Annotated in this window: 22 protein-coding genes, 1 pseudogene and 1 riboswitch; of the genes and pseudogenes, 11 read left to right on the forward strand and 12 right to left on the reverse strand. The window is 59.0% G+C overall.

The window, feature by feature from the left end; all coding sequences use genetic code 11:
• Positions 1 to 2,048 (forward strand): recombinase family protein (locus tag O3306_RS19855; RefSeq protein ID WP_272010567.1); only part of this gene is annotated, 2,048 nt, incomplete at its 5' end.
• 9 nt (positions 2,049 to 2,057) lie between these two features.
• Here O3306_RS19855 and O3306_RS19860 read toward each other — a convergent pair.
• The 4 genes and pseudogenes from O3306_RS19860 to O3306_RS19875 all read right to left on the reverse strand — a co-directional run.
• Positions 2,058 to 2,555, reverse strand: a pseudogene (locus O3306_RS19860) (IS66 family transposase); the annotation flags it as partial.
• A gap of 49 nt (positions 2,556 to 2,604) precedes the next feature.
• Positions 2,605 to 2,826, reverse strand: a complete 222-nt coding sequence (locus tag O3306_RS19865) for a hypothetical protein (RefSeq protein WP_272010569.1) — start codon at positions 2,824 to 2,826, stop codon at positions 2,605 to 2,607.
• The gene (locus tag O3306_RS19870) at positions 2,823 to 3,251 is read right to left on the reverse strand and encodes a hypothetical protein (RefSeq protein WP_272010571.1); all 429 of its coding nucleotides are present in this window, start codon (positions 3,249 to 3,251) and stop codon (positions 2,823 to 2,825) included. The genes O3306_RS19865 and O3306_RS19870 overlap by 4 nt, the downstream gene beginning before the upstream one ends.
• Positions 3,226 to 6,120: a hypothetical protein gene (locus tag O3306_RS19875; protein ID WP_272010573.1), complete on the reverse strand. Its 2,895-nt coding sequence runs from the start codon at positions 6,118 to 6,120 to the stop codon at positions 3,226 to 3,228. The genes O3306_RS19870 and O3306_RS19875 overlap by 26 nt, the downstream gene beginning before the upstream one ends.
• A gap of 32 nt (positions 6,121 to 6,152) precedes the next feature.
• Here O3306_RS19875 and O3306_RS19880 point away from each other — a divergent pair, with 32 nt between their 5' ends.
• The gene (locus O3306_RS19880; protein WP_272010575.1) at positions 6,153 to 6,605 is read left to right on the forward strand and encodes a RipA family octameric membrane protein; all 453 of its coding nucleotides are present in this window, start codon (positions 6,153 to 6,155) and stop codon (positions 6,603 to 6,605) included.
• Positions 6,606 to 7,067: 462 nt separating this feature from the next.
• Here the strand turns inward: O3306_RS19880 and O3306_RS19885 are convergent, their stop codons facing one another.
• Positions 7,068 to 7,253: a helix-turn-helix transcriptional regulator gene (locus O3306_RS19885; protein ID WP_272010577.1), complete on the reverse strand. Its 186-nt coding sequence runs from the start codon at positions 7,251 to 7,253 to the stop codon at positions 7,068 to 7,070.
• Between the two features lie 70 nt (positions 7,254 to 7,323).
• Positions 7,324 to 8,511, reverse strand: coding sequence for a tyrosine-type recombinase/integrase (locus O3306_RS19890; RefSeq protein WP_272010579.1), 1,188 nt, complete (start codon positions 8,509 to 8,511; stop codon positions 7,324 to 7,326).
• A gap of 374 nt (positions 8,512 to 8,885) precedes the next feature.
• Positions 8,886 to 9,100: riboswitch (cobalamin riboswitch) on the forward strand.
• 133 nt (positions 9,101 to 9,233) lie between these two features.
• Here O3306_RS19890 and O3306_RS19895 point away from each other — a divergent pair.
• Genes O3306_RS19895 through O3306_RS19935 form a run of 9 tightly spaced genes read left to right on the forward strand, consistent with a single transcriptional unit; the run spans position 9,234 to position 16,580 of the window.
• Positions 9,234 to 11,105: a TonB-dependent receptor plug domain-containing protein gene (locus tag O3306_RS19895; protein WP_272010581.1), complete on the forward strand. Its 1,872-nt coding sequence runs from the start codon at positions 9,234 to 9,236 to the stop codon at positions 11,103 to 11,105.
• A gap of 16 nt (positions 11,106 to 11,121) precedes the next feature.
• Positions 11,122 to 11,949: an ABC transporter substrate-binding protein gene (locus O3306_RS19900; RefSeq protein WP_272010583.1), complete on the forward strand. Its 828-nt coding sequence runs from the start codon at positions 11,122 to 11,124 to the stop codon at positions 11,947 to 11,949.
• Positions 11,946 to 12,929, forward strand: coding sequence for a FecCD family ABC transporter permease (locus tag O3306_RS19905; RefSeq protein ID WP_272010585.1), 984 nt, complete (start codon positions 11,946 to 11,948; stop codon positions 12,927 to 12,929). The genes O3306_RS19900 and O3306_RS19905 overlap by 4 nt, the downstream gene beginning before the upstream one ends.
• Entirely contained in the window at positions 12,926 to 13,672 is a 747-nt protein-coding gene (locus tag O3306_RS19910; protein ID WP_272010587.1) for an ABC transporter ATP-binding protein, read from the forward strand. Before O3306_RS19905 ends, O3306_RS19910 begins: the two co-directional genes overlap by 4 nt.
• Entirely contained in the window at positions 13,669 to 14,322 is a 654-nt protein-coding gene (locus O3306_RS19915; protein WP_272010589.1) for an adenosylcobinamide amidohydrolase, read from the forward strand. The genes O3306_RS19910 and O3306_RS19915 overlap by 4 nt, the downstream gene beginning before the upstream one ends.
• Complete coding sequence (locus tag O3306_RS19920; RefSeq protein ID WP_272010591.1) at positions 14,319 to 14,972, forward strand: MotA/TolQ/ExbB proton channel family protein; 654 nt, start codon at positions 14,319 to 14,321, stop codon at positions 14,970 to 14,972. Before O3306_RS19915 ends, O3306_RS19920 begins: the two co-directional genes overlap by 4 nt.
• Positions 14,972 to 15,349 (forward strand): ExbD/TolR family protein, encoded by a 378-nt coding sequence (locus tag O3306_RS19925; RefSeq protein WP_272010593.1) that lies wholly within the window; start codon positions 14,972 to 14,974, stop codon positions 15,347 to 15,349. Before O3306_RS19920 ends, O3306_RS19925 begins: the two co-directional genes overlap by 1 nt.
• 5 nt (positions 15,350 to 15,354) lie before the next feature.
• Positions 15,355 to 15,741 (forward strand): ExbD/TolR family protein, encoded by a 387-nt coding sequence (locus O3306_RS19930; RefSeq protein WP_272010595.1) that lies wholly within the window; start codon positions 15,355 to 15,357, stop codon positions 15,739 to 15,741.
• Complete coding sequence (locus O3306_RS19935) at positions 15,738 to 16,580, forward strand: energy transducer TonB family protein (RefSeq protein WP_272010597.1); 843 nt, start codon at positions 15,738 to 15,740, stop codon at positions 16,578 to 16,580. Before O3306_RS19930 ends, O3306_RS19935 begins: the two co-directional genes overlap by 4 nt.
• A gap of 25 nt (positions 16,581 to 16,605) precedes the next feature.
• Here O3306_RS19935 and O3306_RS19940 read toward each other — a convergent pair whose 3' ends face one another.
• The 6 genes from O3306_RS19940 to O3306_RS19965 form a co-directional block, all read right to left on the reverse strand.
• Positions 16,606 to 17,208 carry an ANTAR domain-containing response regulator gene (locus O3306_RS19940; RefSeq protein ID WP_272010599.1) on the reverse strand — a complete coding sequence of 201 codons (603 nt, stop codon included), beginning with the start codon at positions 17,206 to 17,208 and terminating at the stop codon, positions 16,606 to 16,608.
• 3 nt (positions 17,209 to 17,211) lie between these two features.
• A complete protein-coding gene (locus tag O3306_RS19945) occupies positions 17,212 to 18,372 on the reverse strand; it encodes a transporter substrate-binding domain-containing protein (RefSeq protein WP_272010600.1) in 1,161 nt (386 codons plus the stop codon).
• A gap of 15 nt (positions 18,373 to 18,387) precedes the next feature.
• On the reverse strand, positions 18,388 to 19,500 hold the full coding sequence (locus O3306_RS19950) for an AAA family ATPase (RefSeq protein ID WP_272010602.1): 1,113 nt from the start codon (positions 19,498 to 19,500) through the stop codon (positions 18,388 to 18,390).
• Between the two features lie 99 nt (positions 19,501 to 19,599).
• The gene (locus O3306_RS19955) at positions 19,600 to 20,643 is read right to left on the reverse strand and encodes an aliphatic amidase (protein ID WP_272010604.1); all 1,044 of its coding nucleotides are present in this window, start codon (positions 20,641 to 20,643) and stop codon (positions 19,600 to 19,602) included.
• Between the two features lie 52 nt (positions 20,644 to 20,695).
• Complete coding sequence (urtE, locus tag O3306_RS19960) at positions 20,696 to 21,397, reverse strand: urea ABC transporter ATP-binding subunit UrtE (protein WP_272010606.1); 702 nt, start codon at positions 21,395 to 21,397, stop codon at positions 20,696 to 20,698.
• Positions 21,398 to 21,399: 2 nt separating this feature from the next.
• Positions 21,400 to 22,128: an ABC transporter ATP-binding protein gene (locus tag O3306_RS19965; protein ID WP_272010608.1), complete on the reverse strand. Its 729-nt coding sequence runs from the start codon at positions 22,126 to 22,128 to the stop codon at positions 21,400 to 21,402.
• Between the last annotated feature and the right edge of the window lies 1 nt (position 22,129).

Consider the following 22,129-nt stretch of genomic DNA (forward strand, 5'->3'; position numbering starts at 1 on the left):
AGCGTCATGCAGTGATCTACGTGCGCCAGTCGACACAGAGCCAGGTCATGACGAACCTCGAGAGCCAGCGTCGGCAATACGATCTTGTCGAGATGGCCCGCGGGTATGGCTTTGCCGGGATTGATGTCATCGACGACGATCTTGGTGTATCAGCCAGCGGCTGCCAGGCCCGGCCCGGCTTCGAACGGCTTGTCTCCATGCTGTGTTCTGGGTCGATCGGTGCGGTCTTCTGCCTGGAGGTGTCGCGCCTGGCCCGCAACGGGCGCGACTGGCATCACATGCTGGAGCTTTGCGGCCTGGTAGATGCGCGTGTCGTGGATCATGACGGTGTCTACGACCCGCGCCATCCCAATGACCGACTGCTTCTGGGCATGAAGGGCAGCATCAGCGAGTTCGAGCTCGGCGTCCTACGCACGCGCATGGTTGAAGCCGCAAGGGCGAAAGCGCGCCGAGGCGAACTGCGGTATACGCCGCCGGTCGGCTACCTATGGGATCGTGACGCCGGGGTGATGTTCGATCCTGATCGCCGCATCCAGGAAGTCGTCCGGCAGATCTTCTGCCGGTTCCGCGAACTCGGAAGCGCCCGGCAGGTTCTTCTGTCCATGTCGAGCGAAGGCATTCATTTCCCCAGGCCTTCCGATGGCATTCGGCTGACAAGTTTCGAATGGCAGCCCATTCGCTACCGCAACGTGATCAGCGTGTTGAAGAACATGTTTTATGCCGGGGTCTACGCCTATGGTAAAACCGGGCGGCAAGCAAAAATCCGAGACGGCCGCGCGCATGTCACCTACAAGAACCGGAAGTCCCCCGAAGACTGGGATGTTGTGATCAGGGATCACCATGTCGGCTATATCGACTGGGAAGAATATGAACGCAATCAGGCACAGCTGGCCAAGAACGCTTTCGGACGTGCTGGCGGGGTCAAATCCGGTCGCGGCGGAGGTGCGCTCCTGGCCGGTCTCCTTTGCTGTGCGAGATGTGGGCGGCGGTTGCATGTGGTCTATACAGGCCGCACTCCACGCCCCGTTTACCGCTGTGACAACCCAAACCTTCTTCTCGGACAGAAACGCTGCATCACCTTTGGTGGGTTCCGGCCCGACAAGCTCATCACAGATGCAGTTCTTGAGGCTGTGGCGCCATTTGCCATCGATGCCGCCATCGAGGCACGTGCCATGTTGAGCCAAGCCATCGAAGACAAGCGGTTGGTGCTCGAGATGGAATTGCAGCAAGCCCGATACGATGCATCCTTGGCGGAACGACGCTATGCCGCCTGTGACCCGGATAATCGCCTTATCGCATCAGAGCTGGAGAAACGGTGGGAAGAAGCCTTGGGACGCGTTCGAAGTTTTGAGCAGCGTCTCGATACGGATATTGCAGCAGCACCGGAGCTCGATGTCTCGCGCCTTGAAGGGCTGGCGCAGGACCTTGAGACCGCCTGGACGGCTCCGGCGACATCCATGCGCGACAAACAACGATTGATCAGAACACTGATCGAAGACATCGTGGCGGATATCGACGACCATACAGGAGAAATTGTTCTCGTCGTTCACTGGAAGGGCGGCCGGCACACGGAATTGCGTGTCAAGAAGCCGAAGAGCGGCGAACACAATGCCCGCACCAGTGAAGAGGCGCTGGGGATCATCCGCGAGATGGCGGGACGTTGGCCGGACGAGTCGATTGCTGCCTGTCTCAACCGCATGGGAATGCCGACCGGTCAGGGCAAGACCTGGAATGCAAAACGCGTTTCCTCCATCCGGCGTGTGAATGACATTCACGGATACCTATCTGCTGACAAGGATGGCCCGTGGCGCACCATGACCGAGGCAGCGAAAGAGCTCGGTGTGACCAATCACGTCATCCGCAAGCTGATAAAGGACGGCATTCTGCCTGCAAATCAGGTGGTCGATGGGGCGCCATACCAAATTCAGACAACTGACCTGCATTCGGATAGGGTCAAAAACGCTCTCGCACGGAAAAGACGCCCGTGTCGCGCTGAGCTCGATGACCAGCTATCAATGTTTCCAAGCACTTACGAAGGGGGTGCATAATGACCAACCAACGGCAATTGGACGGATCGTCCGCTCGACGGCGTTGGAATCCAGTTCGATGCGACCATCGCTGAGGAACAGGATCAGCCCATCCCAGTATTTGGCGATGTATTTCAGGGCCTCATCGGTCGGCGATTTCGCTGAGACGCGTGCGCGGTGTTGGGCGAGCCAAAGCTCGAAAGCGTCGATGATGGGTTTTGATCGCTCCTGCCGTGCAGCACAGCGTTGATCGGCGTTCAGGCCGCGCAGGTCTTTTTCGATGCGATAGAGCGCCTGGATTTGCACCAAGCCCTCCTGCGCTATTGGAGCCGCGCCGGACTGCCGCGCCATCCGTCGCCAGTCAGACACCGTGCTGGGGATCAACTCATACCGCCTCGCAACCGCGTTGACCGTCTCGCCTTCGATCAACGTCTCCGCCACGATCCGAGCCTTCAACTCCGGTGGCCAATTCCGTTTGCCGTCTGAACGGCGCGGCAACATTGCCAGAAACTCGTTTATAGCTCCCATACAGAAACTCCCCACAATTCAAAGACACCTCTGAATCGCAGATCAGGCGTCAGCTCGAAAGTGTGGGGTCGGCGCAGCACTTACGATGAACTTTATGCTTGTGCTGTAAAGAGACAGGAACTTCCTGAAGACACCATTCTTCGGAGTGCGGCAAATGACCAAGCATATGTGTGACGAGGGCCATCTCGTGAAGGAAAAGCGCATTTGCCGATTGATGCGCCTGATGGCTCTGATGCCAATCCAAAAGCACTTCCGGTTCGAGAGAAATCAAGAAGATTGAACGTTTTGCAAGAACCGAATGACCCGTTCAAAGTCTAACGAATTGACCATCTCTACACATTTATTCTGAATATTCAAAACTTTCCCTCCACATTCGATAACCAATATTCTCTCAACTGAAGTACTGGAGACAATTTTCGAAAATTCAAACTGGGTTGGTCTTGTGGCCCGATACTTCGGAGAATTGAGAATAACGGCAGCAGGCGTTTGGGCGTAGACGAACTCCATTACGTTGTAGATATTGAAGCCGCTTTGGCGAATTACTTCATTCGTAAACAAATAGCACCGTTGATCGTAATATGTTCCAAGCTCCGCAATTTTTGTCGCAAGGTCGTTGCGATCGCCGGAAAAGCTAATCGCTACATCAAAGTACCCAAGCGTACTTTCGAGTTTATCGAACCAGTTCGACGACTGCATCCCTAAGCACGCCCTCCAGCACTCCCTGAGTTATAAGGCGTTCTGCGGCTTCGATGGCTTCATTTGACAAGGTAACATCGACGTAGTGACCCATGTCTTTTTCCACGATCACACCACTTCGCCGCATTTGCCGCATCAGCTTTTTAAACGGTATTGAGGGGTTTGACTGACCATAAAACCTCTCAAGGTTTTCAAGGTTTTTCTTCCAAAACGCACCTTGACTATGGAAATCTGAAACGAACGATTTCACGTCTTCGACAACACGCGCTTCATCACTTTGAACCTTCTGATTGCCTACAGAGTAAATCTTTTCGAACACATCATCAAAGATACAGTTTGGCTCAAAGTGTGCATCCATAACACCACTGGCCTTATTGTATACGCCTTCACAATGTTGAAACTTACAACCTGAGAATTTCGTTTCGGAGTCAAACTGGCAGCTCCAAATGTCTACTGAGTGGAATAAACATTGATCCCAATGCCTACCCCGGAAATCAATGCGGATGCGTTCCTCCTCTTTGAAGAAACCGTCCAAAATTGCCATCTTGCGAACAACTCCATCCTCCATAAAGATTTCACACACTCCATTCGTGAAGCGTTCGGCATCAAGGCTTCCGCTTTCGGAAACATAGGTTGCAAGCAAACCAACAATCGCAAATGAGAATTGTGCGATCGCACTGTCGGGCCGCAATATATCAAGGTCAGGCGATGGTAGAGTAGCTTCAGCCACAACCCAAGATTCAGCATTCATTTCAAGTAACCGCACGAAGAACGATAGTTCGTCACCATCAAACCTCTGAACGACGCCCTGTGAAAATAGGGAGTTTGAATTGCAATACTTGTTCATTATTCGAATATCGGCCAGTTCAAGGCTTGCGCCATTCATGCAATTCAAACTCGCGTCAATCATCAAAAAATATTCAGGCAGGAAGTCAAAGCGAAATTCAAAAACCTCCCGCTTGTTGTATTCCTCCTGCGAAATAAAGGGGTGGCTCGTCAAGTGATCTACAAGGTTTTCCACGTCCTTTCGCTCAGTTACCTTTTCGAGTATTTGTCGGATAGTTTCATCTCGCGGCGCTCCATTTCCTGCTTCCTTCGTCCGCGCAATCTCGCAAAACACCCGAACCTGCTGATCTACATTAAGAGATCGAAGAGGGTCGGGAACCTTTGATATTTCGCGATTGCAGAACTGACCGACCACACGATCATTGACGTCTGACTCGTTTAGAAATTCCGAATGAAAATGACGCAAAACAACGCCTTCACTTCCATCGGCGTGCTCAAGAACCAGATCCTTCACGAGGCTGAGAACAAACGGCACGTACCTATTGTCGGGTAGCTTCGCCAATTCCTCACTAATAGTCTTTGCATGGTTGATCCGGTTGGGCATCCCTGGAAGTCCATCTTCAAAGAAGATATCACGTCTCTTTCCGTCGAACGCCAATAGCTCCCAACAATCTACAAAGGGAAAGTCCCACAGTGACTCATCCTGATCAAAAAAGATGTTCCGACACGATATCAAGATTTTTGCAGCGGAACCGTACCGAAAAATTGGTTCTATGTCTGTGAAGAAGTCATATGAGTTAAAGCGGGGTCTATTCCGCGCAATAATTTCATCAAAACCATCAACAAAGACGATCAAGCTGCCAAGCTCAATCGCGTTATAGAAAGTTTCCTTGTTCAAAATCTCGGTAGAAACCGAACTCTGACTCGCTACATACAAATCATAAAGTGTAAGCTCGGCGCGGTGTAGAGATGTCGCAGCCAACACCTTGTTCACATCCGTCGATGCAATGAACAAAATCGTTCGATCACCAGGCCTAGTGAAATTTAACTTGGACAACGATGCCTTTTGCCTCAGGTGAAGCATTGCCCATGTCTTGCCAATGCCGCCCTGTCCTTGCATGACGCGAACTCCAGCATTCACTCCCGTGAGCCATTTTTCGACGACACTGAAGGGTTTTGGAGGAGCATCAGTTGCAATGCCATGTCGCACCTGCGGCTCGACGAACTCACGTTCGCCTGAGGTTGACGAGCCGGTTACTCCGACCTTAACGGAAGTACTTATCAACCTCGACACTATGTTCTCGAGATAAACCGCATGGTCGCACTCAAAGGCTGTTTTTACGTTCGCCAACCTTTCGTTCAGACGCACATGTCCAGGCTCAATTCCCAACAACGCATATTTGTTTTTGGAATCCGAAATTTCCGGGTGGTCCCGTTTTAGTCGATCGGATGTGCGTTTCAGAGAAATGCCTTTGTTAAGGTAAATATAGTAGGTGACAGACTCCTTGATACGGTTCGTCGCTGAGAAAACCTGATAGCCAATTTTCTCAGAGCTTTCGCGCAAACCGCCGACTTTTTCCACATCAGAACCGGGTTCGATGGCCTCGATAATCGAACCAACTTTTTCAAATGAGTAAAGCTCTTCCGGTAGGTGTTCTCTATCTGCGATAGTACGCAAAATGCTCCTTACGCTCTCTCGTTCAATTGGCCCATCTTTGAAGTACTGCAGGTCTTTCAACCATGTATTTTCGATATAGGTCAGCGAGTCGTCGTCGATTACCACTGGAATCAATCGTACTTGTGCCATGTCTGATGCAGCCGAACGAATTGCTTGAAGGGTTTCAGGGGGAATTTTCGTTCGCGTCTTTTTACCTGACGCTGGGAAGAAGTCTGATGAAATGACAAGTATGACAGCACCAACGCTCGGGTTCACTAACTGCTGCGACGAATTCGCTTGTTCGAACCCCTCGAGAGACGGGAAGTTGACTAAGACTGGCAAGCCTACTTCCTTAGTCAGCTTCGCGTACTCATTCGCGACTTTGTGGCCTTCTTGTTGGCATATGATGGAGATGTATGGTGTCATGGTCGTGAGACTGTTCCAACGGGGAAGAAAAATTGACTGATACTGTGAAATCCTACGCAGGACGTCCGGCGCAACTTGAAGCCTATCTAGACCTCTGTCAATCAATCGAAAAGAACATTGACAGGCGGATGGCCGCGAACCGGTTCAATCTATCGATCTTGACAGCTCTCGGCGCGATTGCCGGGCTTGTTCTCTCCTCGGAAGTAGACCTCGATACCGCGATAAAAGCTAAGTCGCTCTCAACGGTCGCCTTCGCGGCCCTGTTCGTATGCCTATCTTGGATTTTTCAGGTTCTACGCTTCAGAGAAGTGTCAAGAGTTAAGCACGAAGTAGCGATTGAATTGGAAACACGTCTCGACCTGGAAAAGGTCAATTTAGAGGATGTAAAGTTCAGAAAAAGCAGTTTGATTGTTGAGCAGACGATCTCAGAGATGCTTCTTCCTCTGCTTATAATGGGAGTACTCATCTGGAATCTGCTATTTTAGCTTCAGCCGCGGCCGTCGTCAGACTTTTCACAGCCCGCTTTCTGCGCATAGCCATCGGGCGACGGGGCGGATGACACGCTAAGCGAAGGTCAACAATATCCCGCACAGTGTAAGTTCGCTTGAACCCAGATTTTGCAGTTGCGGCGAATGGCCGATCTGACGAGCAGCACCGCAGCGACTGCGTACCTTGGTTAATGGCCGGTCAGGGCCGTTTCTATCGGTCTACACGATTGGGGGCATCCCCAGATCCGCTTAGACGATCTCCTGCCGCTGAACTTCACGCCGTCAAGCTGATCCTGAGTGGGGCGCAGACGACGCTTGGATCTGACATGACCGCCTCCAAAATGGATTATTGCGATCCCACCTTGGCACAGCAGATGCCGTCGGGGGGCGGTTACATCATCAGAGCCTCTACTACCCAAAGACACCGCCAAGCTCCTCAGGCCGCATAAATACCTGAAATCAATTGGAAACGACGAGGCACCCCTCCAACCACTCTTTGATGGAGCTCTCGCGCCAGCCTATGGCGCGGAGCCCAAGTTTTTGAGGCGGGGGGAAATCACCACGGTTAATCATCCGGTAAATGGTAGAGCGGCTCAAGCCAATGATCTCCTGAACCTCTCGGCAACGTAGTATCCTGTCCGTCATTGAAATTCCTTCTTCAAATGATTGACAAGAACTTAACGGAACAAGGTTTCGGAAAAATTTATTTTTACGATCATGCCTTTGGGGCTGCCTTATTGGCAGCTTTTCCGGTGACGTAATCCCCCCATCTGGCCATGAGCGGGCGGCGAAGTTCGAGATAGTCGGTCCGGTTGTAGGCGCGCGAGACCTTGTTGCCGGTGACATGCGCCAATGCTGCTTCTGCTACATCCTCCGGTGTGACCGTTTTCTCTGCGCACCATGTTCGAAAGCTCGTTCGGAAGCCATGTGGCCGCGCCTCCAAGCCCCGGCGCTCCATCAAGGCACTCATGGTTGCATCAGAGATCACGCCCCTTCTCACGCCGGGAAATAGGAAGCCATCTCGAGATAGCGGCTTTGCTTGCTCGATCACGGCCAAAGCTTCTTCGGAAAGAGGGACACGAAAATCCTGCTCGTAGCCCTTTTTAGCTTTCATGTTTTCGGCGGGCACGGTCCAGACATCCCCCTCCATCTGGTCCAGACGGCAGAAACGAATGGGCTTCGACCGCAAGGCCGTCAAGATCAGCAAGCGAAGCGCCAGTTGCGCAACCGTGCATTCAGACAAACTTTGATAGAATGCAGGGACATCCTGCCAGGTCAGTGCCGGCATGCACTTGGGCTTATGCCGGGTTTTGCCCAAGAGTGCCTTTGCTTTCTCGGTCGCTTGCGTATCGACATCCAGCCCCATGGCGGCAGCGTGTTGAAGCACGATATTCAACCGGTTCATTGCCTTTCGAGCCGTATCCGCCTTGATGTGCCAAATTGGCTCCAAAGTATTTTTGATGTCTCTCTGATCGAGGTCTTCAACCGGGACTTTCCCGAGCTTGGGAAGGACGTGCAATTTCAGGGGCGAAAACCACCGCCCAGCTTTGCCATCTTCTCTGAGCTGAGATTTGCGAGCTTCGAACGCTTCTGCCGCCACGAAGGCCAGTGAGTGGTCTTTGCGAGCAGCCTGTCGCCTTTCTCGCTCACGCTCTTTGATTGGATCCTTGCCGTCTCGCACTACGGCGCGCCAACGCTCGGCTGCCTCTCTCGCTTTCTTCAGGCTGACACTTTGAAGATTGCCCAGCCCCATCTCTCTCCGCCGACCGTGTACGGTTACGCGCAGAACCCATTGCGCACCGCCGTCCTGGCGCTTGTACAGCCAGAGGCCGCCGCCGTCGCAGTAGCGGCCCGGACCTGCATTCTTCACCTTCGCGGCAGACAGCACATTCAGAGCGCCCAAATCCTATCCCCCTCTCAATCCACCCCAAGATGTAGCATACTATGGGATCAGATGCAACATCCTGAAACAATTGAATTGTTTGTTTTCAGATACTTACGGAATATTCGAAACGCACCGATACGCAATGAAACACAAATTGGATTCCTATCACCGGCACCACTAAAACTGCCACGCAGTTGGATGCCCCGTGACCTCGTTCGCAGAGATGGACAATCACCATCGCAGTGACAGCGATACGGGCAAACGCCGCACACCCGCCCTGAACAATCCCCACTTTCGCCCACTGTCACGGCGGCTTGGCTGACATCCTACATCCTGGACCCCGGCATTTTCGCAGAGCGCTCCGAATCCCGTTGCAATCTTGGCGATTGCGGCTATTTCTGGGTCACTTCGGTCCGGACGGTTCGCCGTTCGGTGAAAAGGGAACACGGTGAGGTGTCACACGCAGGCACCAATTCCGCGACTGCCCCCGCAACTGTAAGCGGAGAGCGAAGCCGGACATGTCACTGCCGCAGGGAAACTGCGATGGGAAGACCCGGCCAAGCCCTGACCCGCAAGCCAGGAGACCTGCCGAAGTGATCACCCTGTCCATACGCGGGGCGCGTTATGGGCAACGGTTCTTTCCGTAGTGGTGGCGATTTCACCGTCTGCGGGGACTCTCATGTCTTCCAATGACTATTGCAGTACATTGCATCCCGAAAGGATGCACGGAGGACATCTCGATGACCCGCCAACATTCCGTTATTTTCGCGACCGCAACCGCCATGCTCGCCGCCCCGGCACTGGCTGAAGAGGTCTATGACCTCGGCACGATCGTCGTCTCAGGCAGCCTTTCACCGACCGAGCGCAGCCATACGGGCGCCACGGTCGAGGTGCTGCAAGGCGAGGATGCCGGCAGCAAAGACACCTCGGTCATCGGTCGGCTCGACCGGCTGCCCGGCGTGAACTCGGCCTCGAATGGCGGGCTTGGAGGCGCGACAGCGATCCAGATCCGTGGCCTGCCGGCGAAATATGTCGGCGTGCGAATCAACGGCATCGACATGGCTGACCCGTCAGGCACGCAGACCCAGTTCGATTTTGGCGGGCTGACCGCATCCGGTATCGGGCGGATCGAAGTGCTGAAAGGATCGCAGTCCGCGCTCTACGGCTCCGAAGCAATCGCAGGCGTGGTGAGCATCACCACCTTTCAGCCGGAAGAATTGGGTTTCTCCGGGCAGGCAACGACAGAAGCGGGCAGTTTCGGCACTTATTCCGGTTCGCTGAGCCTGGGCTATAGGTCCGAGCGCGGCTTTGTCGCGTTCAGCTATGGCCGGATTGAGACCGACGGCATTTCAGCGCAGAGCTTCAACACTGAAAAGGACGGGTTCGAACAGAGCACCACCACCCTCAGCGGCGAATATGACATTTCCGATACCGTCACCATCGGCGGCGCGCTGATCCGTCGCGATGGCAAGGTCGAGATCGACCGGGCGCGACCGGGGCCGTTCGTCGCTGCGGATGCAACAGGGGCCAATGATTTCACCGAAACAGGCGCGCGGGTTTTCTCGACCATTCATACAGGTGCAATCAGCCATACGCTCGCCTTCGATTTCTTTGATATCGACCGCAAGGACCCAACCGACCCATATACCATCGCCTTCAGCGGTGAACGGCGCGGGATCTCCTATCTTGGCACTGCCGAGCTGACCGGCAGGACAACGCTCAATTTCGGGATTTCACACACCGAAGAGAAATACGGCACATTGCCCGGCCCCAACCCCTTTGCCGATCCGGCGGCCAGCGGCTCCGAGGACACCACCTCGGTGAATGCCGAACTGCTGTTCGCCCCGACCGACACGTTGGATATTTCGGCGGCCCTGCGCTACGATGACAACTCCAGCTTTGGCGGCAAGACAACCGGACGACTGGCCGCCGTGTGGCGACCGGTCGAAGATCTTGCCTTTCGCGCCTCTGTCGGCAGCGGCTATCGCGCGCCGTCGCTTTACGAGCGTTTCGGACAGTACGGAGATCCGACCATCCAGCCCGAGGAAAGCATCAGCTATGATTTCGGCGTCGAAAAGTCGTTCGGCGCAGCGGGCTATGTCAAGGCGATGGTCTTTTATGCCGATATCGATGACCTGATCGACTTCGACGGCACCTCTCTGTCCTGCGGCAACCCGTTCCCCGGATGCTACAATCAGGTTCCCGGCACGACGACATCGAAGGGGATCGAACTGTCTGGTGAATACCTGCTGACCGGCGCGCTGACCCTCTACGGCGCCTACACCTACACCGATGCCAGCACCGACGGAAAACGCCTGGCACGCGTGCCCAAGCACGATATCACCCTAGGCCTGACCAACGACTTCACCGACCGGTTTTCGGGCTATGTCGACGTGCGCCATGTGGCCGATGTCGTGCCCAGCGCCGCTGCGCGCCCGACGGACAAGGTGGGCGATTACACTCTGGTTGGCGCCGGCGTCTCCTATGATGTGACCGCCAGCACCGCGATTTATCTGCGCATCGAGAACCTCTTTGACGAAGATTACGAAACGGCGGGCGGATACAACCAGCCCGGCCGCGCCGCCTATGTTGGGCTCCGTGCGAATTTCTGACCGCATAAGACACATCATGGCGCGCGCCGTTCTGGTGGGCGCCATGATGACAGTGGGCATTGCCCACGCCGATCCACCCGCGCGGGTCGTATCCATGAACCTGTGCACCGATCAGTTGGCGATGATGTTGGCAGGCGCGGGGCAACTTCTCTCGGTCTCGCAACTGGCAAGCGATCCGCATTCCTCGGCCATGGCGACAGAGGCACGGGCCTATCCCGCCAATCAAGGACTGGCCGAAGAAATCTATCTGATGCAGCCCGATCTCGTGCTGGCCGGGACCTATTCAAAACGTGCCACAGTCTCCATGCTGCAACGTCTCGGCATTCCGGTGGTGCTGTTCGATCCGGCCAATTCGCTGGCGGATGTGCGCGCCCGGATCAAACAGATGGGCGCGGTGCTGGGCCAGCCCGCCCGCGCAGACGCAGCCCTGGCCGCGTTTGACCAGAGGCTGGCCGCGCTGCACGAAGATGTGCAGACCCGCCCGGATGCCGCGCTCTACTACGCCAACAGCTACACGTCCGGAAACCAGACTCTGGCCGGGCATATCCTGCTCGCCGCCGGGTTCGCCAATGCCGCGGATCGCGCAGGCTACGCGGCAGGCATGAAAATGCCGCTGGAGGTGCTGGCGCTGATCGCGCCCGATCTCGTGATCACCGGACAGCGTTATCCCGGTGCCTCGCGTTCCGAAGAAGTGCTGGACCATCCCGTGGTCGCCACCTTTCGCCAGACCGGCGCGACAGCAGCCATCACCGACCGTGACTGGATCTGCGGCACGCCGCATGTGTTGAACGCGATCAAGGATCTGGGCCAGACCCGCCGCACGCTGGAAGGAGTCCGCGAATGATGCGCGTCCATGCCTGTCTTGCCGGGCTGGTTCTGGCGCTCTTTGCAGGCTCGCTGCTGGTCGGCCCTGCCGGGATCGGCCTGCGCGACAGCCTGTCGGCGCTGATCTTCGGTGACTCCGGTCCCATGACGCTGGTGATGCGTGAAATCCGCCTGCCGCGCGCTTTGCTGGCCATGATGATCGGGGCCAGCCTGGGGCTGGCCGGTGCCGCGATGCAGGGCTATCTGCGCAACCCGCTGGCCGAACCGGGGCTGATCGGCGTATCGGGCTCCGCCGCTCTGGGGGCGGTGCTGGCCATCCAGACCGGGCTGGCGGCCAGCTTTGCGCTCGCGCTGCCGCTGGCCGCGCTTGCCACGGCGTTTTGCGGAATGCTGGTGATCGTCTTGCTGGCCGGGCCGCGCGGCACGTCGCTGACGCTGATTCTGGCAGGGATCGCGGTATCGGCGCTGGCGGCTGCACTGACATCTCTTGTGTTGAACTTCTCGCCCAATCCGTTCGCGGCCAATGAAATCGTGTTCTGGATGATGGGGTCGCTGGCTGATCGCTCGATGACCCATGTCTGGGTGGCGCTGCCGCTGACGCTGTTGGGCTGGGGCATCCTCGCCATGCTGGGCCGGGGTCTGAACGCGCTGACGCTGGGCGAGGATGCAGCCGCAGCCATGGGCATATCGCTGCGGCGGCTGCGCCTGCAATTGATCCTTGGCACCTCACTGGTCGTCGGGGCGGCCACGGCGGTTGCCGGCTCCATCGGCTTTGTCGGCCTCGTGGTGCCGCATGTCCTTCGCCCGCTGGTCGGCGCCCGGCCCGCGCATCTGCTGCTGGCCTCGGCCCTTGGCGGGGCAGCGATGGTGCTGGCCGCCGACATCGCCGTGCGGCTGATCCTGCCCGCCCGCGACCTGAAGCTCGGGGTGGTGACCGCGCTCTTCGGCGCGCCGCTCTTCCTGCATCTGATCGTGAAGCTGCGAAAGGAGCGGATATGACCCTGCTCAGCCTGCGCGATCTGACAATCTCGCTGCGCGGGCGCACGGTATTGCGCGACGTCTCGCTGTCGCTTGACGCCGGAGAGGTCGTGGGCCTGATCGGCCCAAACGGCGCAGGCAAGACCTCGCTGATGCGCGCCGCGCTCGGGCTGGTGCCGTTCGAGGGATACAGCTCTCTGGCCGCACTTCCGGCAGAGGCGCGCGCCCGCGCCGCTGCATGGATGCCGCAAAGCCGGGAAATCGCCTGGCCGGTCTCGGTGGAAACCGTCGTCGGTCTGGGCCGCCTGCCGCACCGCGACACCGCCGGCGCGGTCCGCGCCCATATTGACGCGGCCATCGCGGGGATGAACCTCGAGGCGCTGCGCCACCGCGCCGCCACCCGGTTGTCGGGCGGCGAACAGGCCCGCGTCCTGATCGCCCGCGCGCTGGCTCAGGAAACACCGCTGCTGCTGGCGGACGAGCCGATCGCAGGGCTCGATCCGGCGCACCAGATCGCCACGATGCAGACCTTCTCGCGCCTCGCGGCAGAGGGCAAATCCGTGCTGGTGTCCCTGCATGATCTGGGACTGGCAGCGCGCCATTGCACGCGCCTCATCCTGCTGGGCCAAGGGCGGCTGATCGCGGACGGGACACCGCGCGATGTCCTGACACCTGACAATCTGGGCGAGGTCTTTGGCATCAGCGCGTGGTTTCAGGACACCGAGCACGGGCTGGTCTGTCAGCCACTGGGCGTGACACGATGAGCGCGCTGACCCTTGATCGCCCCTGGCTCGAGTTTGATCTGGGCGCACCTATGCAGGTGCTCAGCTGGGCCCCCAACCGGGCCGGTCTTGTGACCGCGCGGCACATCCTGTGGCGCGAAGTACGCAATGCGGACCTGCCGCCAGAGCTGGACGTGACCGAATGGTTCTCGGCAGAACTGGCGGCGCGTGGCGCGTTCCAGGCGGTGGCGTTTCTTACGTCCCGTGACGTGACGCGCCATCATGACCGCACCGTGCAGGTCGGCGATGTCACGGCCCGCGCCGTGGCCACCGTGGGGCTGTCGAACGCCGAACGCATCGGCCACCGCGTGGACCGCAGCGGCCATGATTGGGGCACCATCAACATCGCGGTCCGGCTTGGCACCGGGCTGACACATGCTGCCATGCTGGAGGCGATCAGCATCGCCGCGCAGGCGCGCACGACCGCGGTGATCGAAGCTGGTCATCACCTGCCCACCGGCGTTGCGACCGGCACCGGCACCGACTGCATCGCGGTGGCGGCCCCGGCCGGGGCTGCAATCCATGCCGGGCTGCACACGCAGATCGGCGAAGCGGTTGGGCGTGCCGCCTACATGGCTGTTTCCGCCGGAATATCGGAATGGATGGCGACCGAAAAAAGGAGCATGAAATGACCCTCTCGGGACTTGACCAGTTCCTGCAACGCGGCGGCCCCGCCCTCTGGGTGATCGCGGGCCTGTCGGTTCTCACCCTGACCATCATCCTGTGGAAAACCTGGCGTCTGGCACAGGGCGGAGCCTGGTCCTCTGCCGCTACCGAGCGCGCGGTGCAGAACTGGCGCAATGGCCAGCGCGATCAGGCCACCGCGCTGCTTGCCCCGCGCCGCGACCTGCGCGCCCGGCTGGCCTTTGCAGCGATGCAGTCCAGCTCGGACAGTGCCATGTCAGAACCCGCCGCGCGCGAGGAAACCACGCGCGTCGCGCGCCAGTTGCTTCATCAGAGCCGCTCGGGCCTGCGCGCACTGGAACTGATCGCGGTGATCGCGCCGCTGATCGGCCTGCTGGGCACCGTTCTGGGCATGATCGAGGCATTTCAGGCGCTTCAGGACAGTGGCAGTCAGGCCGATCCCACAGTTCTGGCGGGCGGCATCTGGGAGGCATTGCTGACCACGGCGGCCGGCATGTGCGTGGCCATCCCCGCCGCCGTCGCGCTGGCATGGTTCGAAAGCGTGATCGAGACGGTCCAGACCGATATGGAGGACGCCGCCACGCGCATTTTCACGACGCCCGCCAAAGCGGCCCACACAGCCCCCGCCAACACCTGATGTTCGCCTTCGCCCCTCCCCGCGCACGGCGCAGACCCGGCCTGACACCGATGATCGACGTGGTGTTCCTGTTGCTGGTGTTCTTCATGCTCGCTTCGCAATTCGGGCGCGAAGGGGCTGTTTCGCTGTCAGGTGGCGGGGCCGGTGCCGAATACAGCGGCCCACCGCGGTTGATCACCATTTACCCCGACCAGATCACCCTTAACGGAGTTGAGTCCGATCTGGCGATCCTGCCAGAGGCACTCGCCCCCCTCACCCAAGCGCCGGACGATCCGATCATCCTGCGAGCGCGCGCAGGCACAGACCTGCAACGACTGACCCAGATCGTCGAGGCACTGACCGCTGCCGGGTTTGACCGGCTCGTGCTGGTGGAGTGAGGCGCATGGATTTCTCCACCCCAAAGCGCCGCAGCCTGATCGAGCCGATCATCCCGATGATCAACGTGGTGTTCATCCTGCTGATTTTCTTCCTGATGACCGCACAGATCAGGCCCGCCGATCGGTGGCCGATTGCGCCGCCCAAAACGGATGCCAACGCGCCCGCCGACGCCGCGCAGCGCCTGACCGTCTCGGCCACGGGCGAGTTGAGCTTTGCCGATCAGACCGGCGATGCGGTCTGGGCTGAGCTGGCGCAATGGGGTGCGGCAGAGCCGGGCACGCTGCTGGTGCGCGCCGATACAGCCTACCCCGCAGCAGATCTGGCGGCATTGCTGGCCCGCCTGTCGGGTCTGGGTATTCAATCCATCTCTCTCGCGACGGTGCGGCAATGACACGCGGGGCGGACTTCTACCTGTTCGGTGGTCTGGCGCTTCTGGTGCATCTGGCCCTTTGGCTCGGCTTTGCCCAGGGCGGCTTGCAATCGGCCGGCGGGGGCGGCACAGCGATAATCTCGCTCAGCGCAGCACCGGAACAGATGGCGCGGATGGTCGCAGAATGGGACCGCCCGGCAGAGGCGATGGACACCCCGCCCCGCATGGCCACGCCCGAGACAGTCGCCGCCGCCCTGCCTCGCGCCGTGGAGACAGAACAGCGCCCTCCGACCCTGTCGGCCCCTGCCCCGCTGGTGGCGATGGCCTCACCGCAACCGCCGCAACTGGCCCCCGAAGTGACGCGCGCCCCGGCCAGGCCGACGGTGGCCGAACCGCCGGTCGCATCGCTGCGCCCGAAGCCGCGCCCGACACAACCAACGCCCAAGGCACAGCCCGCCACAGCCGCACCGCAGCCGCAAATCTCGTCCCGGCAAAGCCAGAAAGCCGCGGGCGGCCAGACCGGCCAGAATGCCGGGAATAGCAAGGTCCGGACCGAAGCGACCGTCTCTGACTCCGCACGCCAAAGCCACGTGGCACAATGGGGCGCGGCCATCCGCGCCCGCGTCGAACGCCGCAAGCAGTATCCCTCCGGCACGCGCGCCTCCGGGCGGGCCGTCATCCGCATCAAGGTCGCGCCGACCGGCCGCCTGATTTCGGCGACACTGACCACCAGAACCGGCGACGCCCGCCTCGATCGCGCCGCGATCAAGGCGGTACAAAGCGCCCGTTTCCCCAAAGCCCCGCGCGCCCTGAGCGCCGCGAGTTATCAGTTCAACCTGCCGATTTCATTCCGTAAATGACCGAAACCGCCCCACGGCGTCTGCGTCAATGGTCACCAAAATTGCGCAAGATACCATCGGCATTGATGATCGACTGTGCAATCTCGAACGTGGTGGTCCGCTTGGCCATCGCCTGTTTGCGGATCACCGCGTAGGCCTCCAGCTCGTCAATGCCGTGATGCCGCATCAGAATGAATTTCGCGTCATTGATCTTTTGCATGTTTTCCAGACGGTCGCGCAGTTTGGTCTGCTCTTTCTGGAACCGCAATTGCTCGGCCCAGTAGCGCCGCGCCATGAGCATGGAGCCCAGAACGCCCGCCGCGCGCACCGGTTTGGTCAGCAGTGAATGCGCCCCGATCTCAAAGATCGTCTCCAGCGTCGAGGGGTTCTCGTAGCCGATCACCGCGATCACCGTGGGCGGCTTGCCGCCGCTGCTGTTCAGAAAAGTCTTGATCCGGCTCGCCGGCTGATCGGTGACATCAATGAATACCAGGTCGAACTTCTCTTGCAGCGTGTCGGGGATCGGCCAGGCATTTTCGTAATTGCAGCCGATCCTGTGGATTTGCTGTACCAGGTCGTCGGCGCTTCGGTCACGCTGGTGTACGACCAACGTGTGCAGATCTCGCAGATCCTGGATGAAATCACTCATGTTTCATACTGTTTGTTGTGCAACCTTCTGGGTTCGCAGGCTCCAGTCATGGATCCCGGGGTAGACCAGATAAGGATCGGGCTTGATGGCACGGCGAACCTTGTTTTCGATGATGAATTCGCCCTGCTCATTCACCCGCGCGATGCGCGATTGCAAATACGTGTGGTTGTTGTCCGGATCGATCTTGATATGCCCCTGCGGCGCGTCGAATGTCGCGCCGAGCAGCGCCTCGCGCAAGCGTTCGGTGTCCATCTCGCCAACTTCTTCCAGCGCGGTGGCGAACATGTGCATCTGGCAATAAGCCGCCTCGCCACAACTGGTGACATCGCGGACCGAGCCGAATTTCTGGCCATATGCCTTCAGGAATTTCCGGTTCGCGGGCGAGTTTATCGCCCGAAAATAAGGCGCGGCGGTGATGTGTCCGACAGCAGCCTCGGGGCCGATGGCGGCAATCTCGGCCTCATTGGTGGTCAGGCTGGCAATCGGGCAGGTGCGCCCGTCGCCGCCCGCCGCGTGATAGGCTCGGTAGAAATCGATGCACATCTGCCCGACCACGGTCGAGAAAATCGCGTCCGGCTGTAGCTCCACAATCTCGCGGGCAACATCGGCAAAGCCTGCCATATCGGTGTCGAACGGGTAAAATCGCTCGCCCACAACCTCGCCACCGCCCTGCCGCAGCACGTTGCGCATCACACGGTTCGATTCACGCGGATAGATATAGTCGGACCCCACGAAAAATATTCGCTTGCCAAAGGTGTTCATAAGATAATTGGCCAATGGCACACTATTTTGATTGGGCGTCGCGCCACCATAGATCATGTTGGGCGAATATTCGAAGCCTTCATAAAGCGTAGGATAGAAAAACAGCACATTGCGCCGCTCGACGACCGGCAGAACCTCTTTGCGCGACGACGACATGTAGCAGCCGAACAACGCGGTGATCCGGTCCTCGACGATCAGTTTTTCGGCCAGCTCGCCATAGCGCGCCACGACCGAGTCGGGGTTGTAGCAGATCGGCTCGATGGGGCGGCCCCGCACACCGCCCGCGGCGTTGATTTCATCGATAGCCAGTAGCGTACCATTGAGCTGTGATTGTTCGATGATGGACGTCACTCCCGACGTCGAGAACAGAACTCCGACTCTCCAGCTCTCCTGATTGCTCACCAAAGCCATCCTTTTTCAAACATACCCAAAAACGATCCCGTCATCGCGCCGTTCCGCAGCAAGCGTGATGGTTCCGCCGCTGTCGGATATCCCCATCTTCGTACCGGGTTCCAGAAGAAAAGTGGCCAGGGGAAACTCCAGATGCCGGCGCATCGCCCGCCTGAGTCCGCGCGCACCAAACCGTTTATCATATCCTTGTTCTGAAAGAAAATCGCGAACCGCATCATTGATCGTGATCGAGACGTCGTGCTTGGCCAACCGTCTGTTCAGGCGGTCCAGTTCGACATCGACAAGATCAGGCATGGTTTCGCGCCCCAGCCAGTTGAACGTGTCCACATGGTCGATCCGGTTGACGAATTCGGGCGGAAACCGCTCCAGCAGGCACTTCATCACGATATCCTGCGCGCGTGTCCTGCGGTCCCCGGTCTGCCCCTTGAGAATGGCCAGCAACCCCGGACGCTCGTCATTCAGCGCCATCAGATCGCGCGCGCCCAGATTGGACGACATGAAGATGATCGCATTGCGGAACGAATAGGTCCGCTCGCCCGAGGCGACGGTCAGCAAGCCGTTGTCGAACACGTTGAGCAGCGCCAGAACCACCTCGTTGCTGGCCTTCTCCAATTCGTCGAACAGAACGATGCCCGGCAGGTTGCGGGTGCCCTCGATCTTTTCCTGGTCAAGGATCGTCGTGCCTTCCTTCGAGCCGACATAGCCCGGAGGCGCGCCGGTAAAGGAGGCCGCGTAATGTTCCTGCGCCAGCGTGTTCATGTCGATCCGGCACATCGCATCGGCATCACCATAAAGCGCGCGCGCGATGGTCCGGACGGTCTCGGTCTTGCCGACGCCGGTGGGGCCGCAGAACAGCAGCGACGCCAGCGGCTTGCGCGGGTCGCCGATATCGGCGCGCACCACCTTGAGGATCTCCAGAACCTCGTCGATGGCGCTGTCCTGCCCGATGATCGAGTCGCGCAGCTCGCGCTCCACCACGGCCATGTCAAAGGAAAACCGGGAATTGAGGAAGCTCGCCTTGGCATTGCCATTGGCATGGGTGATGTCGCGCGTGTTCTCGGCAGCAAGTGCGCTCTTGAGCTGCTCTTCGCGTTGCACGGCCTGCAGGCGGTCGGTCATGAATGGCATTTGCGCGATCCTTCGGTCTTGTATTGCTCGTCAGGTCTTGTCTGTTGGGCGCGGCGCCCGCAGGCACCGCGCCACTGTTGCCGGGATCGGTCAGCCGGCTTCTTTTTCCTTGGCACCCGTGGGCAGGCTGCCCACCGGACATTGCGCCACGCCGATGGTCTTGCGGGTGAATGCCTCGACATCCTCGCGGGTCTTCTCGGCGTCGTTCACCCAGTTACGGTAGAACTCGAACGGGCAATCCGCCACGCCCTTGTCGCCATCGCCCGACTTGTGCATCCCGGTATAACCACGGTGCAGCAGCTTGAAGAGGTGGTTCTGCGACTGGTCGTTGGCACGCGCATCGCGGATCTGCGACACCGACAGCTGCGCATACTGGATGCCGTTTTCCTCGGTCCCGCATTCGCCGAGCGTACGCCCGTCGAACCCGATGAGCGACGAGTGCCCGAAGTAGCAGTAGACCCCGTCGAACCCGGCGGCGTTGGCCACCGCGACATAGCAGTTGTTGGCCCAGGCCATCGTCTGCGCCATGCGGATCTGCTGTTCCTTGGCGGGATACATGTAGCCCTGGCAACGCACGATCAGCTCGGCACCGCGCATCGCGCAATCGCGCCAGATCTCGGGATAGTTGCCATCATCACAGATGATCAGGCTGATCTTCAGGCCCTTTGGTCCCTCGGCCACATGGGTGCTGTCGCCGGGATACCAGCCCTCGATCGGACACCAAGGCAGGATCTTGCGATAGGTCTGCACGATCTCGCCCTTGTTGTTCATAAGGATCAACGTGTTGTAGGGCGTCTTCTTGGGATGTTCCTCGTGCCGTTCCCCGGTCAGCGAGAAGACCCCCCAGACATTGGCCTTGCGGCAGGCGCGGGCAAACACTTCGGTCTCGTCGCCGGGGATCGAGACAGCGGTCTCCATCATCTCGTCGGGGTCATACATGATGCCCTGAAGGCTGTATTCGGGGAACACTACCAGATCCATACCCGGCAGGCCCTGCTTCATGCCGATGATCATCTCGCCGATCTTTTCGGCGTTCTCCAGAACCTCCGCACGGGTGTGCAGTCGCGGCATCTTGTAGTTTACGACGGCAACGCCGACGGTATCGTCGCTGCTTGAAATATCTCCATGTCTCATATCCTGTCCTTTCCTGTTGACGGGGTTGGTTATGTTGAGTGAGCCTGCGTTTTCAGAACGTCAGGTGTTCCTCCACGACGGAGTCCGTGAGCTCGGCAGAGGTGCCGTCCAGAACGACGCGCCCCTTGTCGAGCACGAGAAAGCGATCCGAGGCAGCGCGGGCGAAGGGCACGTTCTGCTCCACGAGGATGATGCCGAGGCCCCGCTCGCGGTTGAGCCGGATGATCACTTCTTCGATTTGTTTGACGATGTTGGGCTGGATGCCCTCGGTGGGTTCGTCCAAGATCAGGATCTTGGGATCCATCGCCAGAGCGCGGGCGATGGCCAGTTGCTGTTGCTGCCCGCCCGACAGATCACCGCCCCGGCGCGCGATGAATTCGCGCAGAATCGGGAACATGTCGAACAGGTAATCGGGAATCTCGCGCTTGCCGTCGGCGCGTGCGAAGGTGCCCATCAGGATGTTTTCGCGCACGGTAAAACGCGGGATGATCTCGCGCCCCTGCGGGATATAGCCGATGCCCTGCAATGCCCGCTGCGGTGTGCTGCATTTCAGCAGATCGCTCTGGCCGAATTTCAACTCGCCCTGACAGCGGTCGGTCAGCCCCATGATGCTTTTCAGCAAAGTGGTCTTGCCAACGCCGTTGCGGCCCAGCACCGACAGGAACTCACCCGGTTTCAGATCGAACGACACCCCCTGCAAGACAGGGCTTTTGCCGTAGAATGAATAGAGATTGGTCGCGCTCAGATGTTCCATCGTCAATGCCCCAGATATGCGGTCTTGACCGCCTCGTTCGCCTCGATTTCCGCAATGGTGCCTTCCGCCAGCTTCGCGCCCTGATCCATGACGATGATCCGGTCCGCCACGGTGCGGACGAAAGACATGTCATGCTCCACGACGATCAGCGTGTGATCGGCACTGAGCGAGCGGAAGATCCGCGCGGTGCGGTCGGTCTCCTGGATGGTCATCCCGGCAGTGGGTTCGTCCATAAGGATCAGATGACTGCCCTGGGCGATCAGCATGGCAATCTCCAGCCACTGGGTCTCGCCATGTGACAGGTTGCCCGCAGGCACGCCGCCCTTGTCGGCCAACCCGACCAGATCGAGGATCTCGCGTGATTTCTGGTTGCGGCGCACCGCGGGCGTCGTCAGCGCGTGCCAGATGCCCGGTCTTGACGACCGCGCAACCGATAGGTTCTCGGCGACGGTCAGTTCCTTGTAGACCGACGGCACCTGGAACTTGCGCCCGATACCCAGTCGCGCACGCCGGAACTCCAGCAACTGCGATATCTCGGTATCACGAAACCGGATCGATCCGCCGGTGGGCTGCGTCTTGCCGCAGATCAGGTCCAGCGTCGTCGATTTGCCGGCCCCGTTCGGCCCGAGCAGGCACAGGATCTCGCCCTGCTCCACATCGAAGTTCATCCCGTCCACGGCGCGCAGGCCGCCGAACACCACCTGCAGATCGCGTACTTCAAGCTGTGCCATG

Origin of the sequence: Roseovarius sp. ZX-A-9 (assembly GCF_028369135.1) — a bacterium.
GTDB lineage: Bacteria > Pseudomonadota > Alphaproteobacteria > Rhodobacterales > Rhodobacteraceae > Roseovarius.

Bases quoted from the DNA above. Each gene is read 5' to 3' on its own strand.
- O3306_RS19940 (WP_272010599.1), bottom strand. From the start codon at position 17,208: ATGAGTGATTTCATCCAGGATCTGCGAGATCTGCACACGTTGGTCGTA.
- O3306_RS19950 (WP_272010602.1), bottom strand. From the start codon at position 19,500: ATGACCGACCGCCTGCAGGCCGTGCAACGCGAAGAGCAGCTCAAGAGC.
- O3306_RS19870 (WP_272010571.1), bottom strand. From the start codon at position 3,251: ATGCAGTCGTCGAACTGGTTCGATAAACTCGAAAGTACGCTTGGGTAC.
- O3306_RS19885 (WP_272010577.1), bottom strand. From the start codon at position 7,253: ATGACGGACAGGATACTACGTTGCCGAGAGGTTCAGGAGATCATTGGC.
- urtE (WP_272010606.1), bottom strand. From the start codon at position 21,397: ATGGAACATCTGAGCGCGACCAATCTCTATTCATTCTACGGCAAAAGC.
- O3306_RS19875 (WP_272010573.1), bottom strand. From the start codon at position 6,120: ATGACACCATACATCTCCATCATATGCCAACAAGAAGGCCACAAAGTC.
- O3306_RS19965 (WP_272010608.1), bottom strand. From the start codon at position 22,128: ATGGCACAGCTTGAAGTACGCGATCTGCAGGTGGTGTTCGGCGGCCTG.
- O3306_RS19930 (WP_272010595.1), top strand. From the start codon at position 15,355: ATGGATTTCTCCACCCCAAAGCGCCGCAGCCTGATCGAGCCGATCATC.
- O3306_RS19910 (WP_272010587.1), top strand. From the start codon at position 12,926: ATGACCCTGCTCAGCCTGCGCGATCTGACAATCTCGCTGCGCGGGCGC.
- O3306_RS19955 (WP_272010604.1), bottom strand. From the start codon at position 20,643: ATGAGACATGGAGATATTTCAAGCAGCGACGATACCGTCGGCGTTGCC.
- O3306_RS19915 (WP_272010589.1), top strand. From the start codon at position 13,669: ATGAGCGCGCTGACCCTTGATCGCCCCTGGCTCGAGTTTGATCTGGGC.
- O3306_RS19925 (WP_272010593.1), top strand. From the start codon at position 14,972: ATGTTCGCCTTCGCCCCTCCCCGCGCACGGCGCAGACCCGGCCTGACA.
- O3306_RS19905 (WP_272010585.1), top strand. From the start codon at position 11,946: ATGATGCGCGTCCATGCCTGTCTTGCCGGGCTGGTTCTGGCGCTCTTT.
- O3306_RS19935 (WP_272010597.1), top strand. From the start codon at position 15,738: ATGACACGCGGGGCGGACTTCTACCTGTTCGGTGGTCTGGCGCTTCTG.
- O3306_RS19895 (WP_272010581.1), top strand. From the start codon at position 9,234: ATGACCCGCCAACATTCCGTTATTTTCGCGACCGCAACCGCCATGCTC.
- O3306_RS19900 (WP_272010583.1), top strand. From the start codon at position 11,122: ATGGCGCGCGCCGTTCTGGTGGGCGCCATGATGACAGTGGGCATTGCC.
- O3306_RS19920 (WP_272010591.1), top strand. From the start codon at position 14,319: ATGACCCTCTCGGGACTTGACCAGTTCCTGCAACGCGGCGGCCCCGCC.